The 3,511-nt window shown below is 73.0% G+C and carries 3 protein-coding genes and 1 pseudogene; all 4 read right to left on the minus strand.

Features of this window, described 5'->3' with window-relative positions:
• Nucleotides 1–202, minus strand: a pseudogene (locus L2I40_RS20645) (microcin ABC transporter permease); the annotation flags it as partial.
• A 19-nt stretch (nucleotides 203–221) separates the two neighbouring features.
• Nucleotides 222–2,096 (minus strand): extracellular solute-binding protein, encoded by a 1,875-nt coding sequence (locus L2I40_RS20650; RefSeq protein WP_237217056.1) that lies wholly within the window; start codon nucleotides 2,094–2,096, stop codon nucleotides 222–224.
• A gap of 44 nt (nucleotides 2,097–2,140) precedes the next feature.
• On the minus strand, nucleotides 2,141–2,923 hold the full coding sequence (locus tag L2I40_RS20655; RefSeq protein WP_237217057.1) for an inositol monophosphatase family protein: 783 nt from the start codon (nucleotides 2,921–2,923) through the stop codon (nucleotides 2,141–2,143).
• Between the two features lie 166 nt (nucleotides 2,924–3,089).
• Complete coding sequence (locus L2I40_RS20660) at nucleotides 3,090–3,482, minus strand: c-type cytochrome (RefSeq protein WP_237217058.1); 393 nt, start codon at nucleotides 3,480–3,482, stop codon at nucleotides 3,090–3,092.
• Nucleotides 3,483–3,511: the final 29 nt, after the last annotated feature.

Below are 3,511 nucleotides of genomic sequence, written 5' to 3' on the forward strand. Positions count from 1 at the left end.
TGCCGTTGCCGCCCGGCTGGCGCGTCTCGCCGCCGCCTTCGCCGGTGAGCCGCCCGAGCGTCGCGCCCTCGCCGCGGAGCTCGGCCAGCATCTGCTCGACCGGGCCGCCCGGGGCGAACTGCACGACGGCGAAGTTGATCAGGATGATGCCGAACAGCGTCGGCACCACCAGGATCAGGCGGCGGAGGATGTAGGCGGCCACGGGGCTTGCCGGCGTCGGGCTACAGCGTGCGGCGGGCTTCGGCCAGCGCGCGGTCGCGCTGCGGGTCCACCCACCAGGCATCGAGCCCGAGGCCGTAGCGCGGGCTGCGTTCGGGCCGGCCGAACCTGTCCCAGAAGGCCATGCGGAAGACGCGGCCGTGCCAGTTCGGGATCATGAAGTTGTTCCAGAGCAGCACGCGGTCCAGCGCGCGCGTGCGCGCCACGAGCTCCGCGCGGTCGGGCGCGTTGATCACCAGCTCCACCAGCTCGTCGATCGCCGGGTCGCAGATGCCGGCGACGTTGTTGCTGCCGTTCTCCTGCGCCTTGGCGCAGGTGAAGTAGCCGCGCTGCTCGTTGCCTGGCGAGAAGCCCTGGCCGATCACGTCCACGGTCATGTCGAAGTCGAAGGCGTCGATGCGCGTCTGGTACTGCGCGGGGTCCACGGTGCGCACGCGCGCGGTGATGCCGATGCGGTCGAGCCATTGCGTGAAGGGTACCGCGACGCGCTCGAAGGTGGGCGAGCTGAGCAGGATCTCGAACTCGAAGCGCTGGCCCTGGGCGTTGACCAGGCGGCGGTCGCGCACCTGCCAGCCGGCCTGCTGCAGGAGCGCCAGCGCACGCCGCACGCCCTCGCGGTTGTTGCCCGAGCCGTCGGTGACCGGCAGGCGGTATTCCTGCGTGAAGACCTCGGCCGGGACACGGCCGCGGAAACGCTCCAGGATCTCGAGCTCGCGGCCCTGCGGCAGGCCGGACGACGCCAGCTCGGAGTTCGAGAAGTAGGACTGCGTGCGCGTCCAGGAGCCGAAGAAGATGTTGGCGTTGAGGAACTCGAAGTCGAAGACCTCGATCAGCGCGCGGCGCACGCGCGCGTCCTGGAACAGCGGGCGGCGGAGGTTCATCGCGAAGGCCTGCATGCCCGTCGGCAGCTCGTGCGGGATCTCCTCGAGCCGCACCAGCCCGCGGCGGCGCGCCGGGAAGTCGTAGGCGGTCGCCCAGTTGCGCGCGACGTTCTCCTGCCGGAGGTCGAGCTGGCCCGCCTTGAAGGCCTCCACCACGACGGTGTCGTCGCGGAAGTACTCGAAGCGCTGGACGCCGAAGTTGAACTGGCCGCGCGCCGTCGGCAGGTCGCGCGCCCACCAGTCCTCGACCCGGCGGTAGGTCACGCTGCGGCCGGCGTCGAAGCGCTCCACGCGGTAGGGGCCGGAGCCGAGCGGCGCCTCGAGCAGCGGGCGGGTGAAGTCGCGGCTGGCCCACCAGTGCTGCGGCAGCACCGGCAGCTCGCCGCAGATCAGCGGCAGCTCGCGGTTCTCGCTGGAGCGGAAGCGGAAGGTGACGCGGCGCTCGGATTCGGCCACCGCCTCCGCCACGTCGCCGTAGTAGGCGCGATAGTGCGGGCGGCCGTGCTGGCGCAGCGCGTCGAAGGTCCAGACGACGTCGGCGGCGGTGATCGGCCGCCCGTCATGCCAGCGCGCCGCGGGGTTCAGCTCGAAGCTGACCGACATGCCGTCCGCCGGCAGGTCGATCCACTGCGCGACATGGGCATAGGCGGTGGCCGCCTCGTCGGCATTGGTGCGGAGCAGGGTGTCGAAGACGAAGCCTGCCCCGACGGCCGGCGTGCCGCGGATGATGAAGGGGTTGAAGCTGTCGAAGGAGCCGAGCGCGGCGCGCACCACCTCGCCGCCCTTCGGCGCCTGGGGGTTGGCCCAGGGGAAATGCGTGAAGTCTGCCGGCAGGGAGGGCGGGCCGAGCAGCGAGAGCGCGTGGGTGCGGACGCCGCCCCCCGGCAGGGAGGTGCCGGGCGCGGGCACGGCGGCGCGGGCCGGCGAGGTGCCGGCGGCGAGCCCGAGCGGCAGTCCCAGGGCGGCGGAGAGTGAGAGCAGGTCGCGGCGGCGCATGACCGACAGTTTGGGGGTTCCCCCCTGCCCGGACAACCGCAGCGTCAGCCGGCCAGCAGCTTCGAGACGCTTGGCAACAGCGCCGGGTCGCCGACCGCGAGCACGGTGCCGTCGCCGTCGAGGCGGAGCGGGCGGCCCGACCACTCGGTGCAGCGGCCGCCGGCGCCCTCGATGATCGGCACCAGCGCGGCCCAGTCCCAGGGCTTCATCGTGGCGTCCACCACCACGTCCACCAGGCCGAGCGCGAGCAGGCCGTAGGCGATGCAGTCGCCGCCCCAGGTGGTGCGCCGCGCGGCGGCCTTCACGGCGCCGAAGCGCGGCGCGGTCACGGTGTCGAACATGTCGGGCGAGGTGCAGGACAGCTCGGCCTCGGCCAGCGTCGCGCAGGGCCGGCAGCCCGGCGTGCCGCCGAGCGGCGAATGCAGCCGCGTGCGGTGCCCGGCGACGCCGATCCAGCGCTCGCCGGTCACGGGCTGGTCCATGATGCCGAGCACCGGGACGCCGCGGTGCAGCAGGCCGATCAGCGTGCCGAAGAGAGGGCGGCCGGTGACGAAGGCGCGGGTGCCGTCGATCGGGTCGAGCACCCAGACCCACTCGGCGTCCTCGCGGCTGTTGCCGTATTCCTCGCCGATCACGCCGTGGCCGGGGACCATGGCGGCGAGCAGGTCGCGGATGGCGCGCTCGGCGGCGCGGTCGGCCTCAGTCACCGGGCTGGCGTCGCCCTTGGCCTCGACGAGCAGGGCGGAGCGGAACAGCGGCCGGATCGCCGCCCCGGCAAGATCCGCGGCTGCTTCCGCCACTCCCAGGAAATCCGCCGCCTCAGCCATCGTTCCGCCTCAGCCAGCACCACAGGGCAACCAGATCCGTGACCGCCGACGCCCTTCCGCCCCGCCGGTGCCCTGTCGCGGCTTTGCCGCGACAGGATGAGCCATCAGCCGACAGGAAGCGCCAGTCCGGGGCCCCCGCGGCAACGCGCAGCGTTGTCGTGGGGAATCAGGGCAGCGGCTTCGGGTTGGCGTCGAGCGTGCGCAGGAAGGCGATCAGGTCGGCGCGCTGCTGCGCGTTGCCGATGCCCGCGAAGGCCATGCGCGTGCCCGGCATCGCCGCGGAGGGGCGGGCGATGAAGGCGTTCAGCGCCTCGTAGTCCCAGGGCTTGTCGGCCAGGGCGCGGTTCGCCGCGGAGTAGTTGAAGCCGGCCACGCGCGCATGCGGCGCGCCGACGATGCCCCAGAGGTTCGGCCCGACGCCGTTCGGGCCGCCCTGCGCGAAGTTGTGGCAGGACGCGCAGGCGCGCTGCGCGATCTGGCGGCCGGTGTCGGCATTGGCCGCGGCGAGGAGCGGCGAGATCGGCTCGAGCGCCGGCGCGGCGGGAGATCGGAAGAGCACTCGTCTGAGCTCCTGGCACTAGCTTACGT

Origin of the sequence: Falsiroseomonas oryziterrae (assembly GCF_021864505.1) — a bacterium.
In the GTDB taxonomy this organism is placed as follows: domain Bacteria; phylum Pseudomonadota; class Alphaproteobacteria; order Acetobacterales; family Acetobacteraceae; genus Falsiroseomonas; species Falsiroseomonas oryziterrae.

What these genes read in the sequence shown, in the direction of transcription:
- L2I40_RS20650 (WP_237217056.1), bottom strand. Translation starts at nt 2,096, where the DNA reads ATGCGCCGCCGCGACCTGCTCTCACTCTCCGCCGCCCTGGGACTGCCG.
- L2I40_RS20655 (WP_237217057.1), bottom strand. Translation starts at nt 2,923, where the DNA reads ATGGCTGAGGCGGCGGATTTCCTGGGAGTGGCGGAAGCAGCCGCGGAT.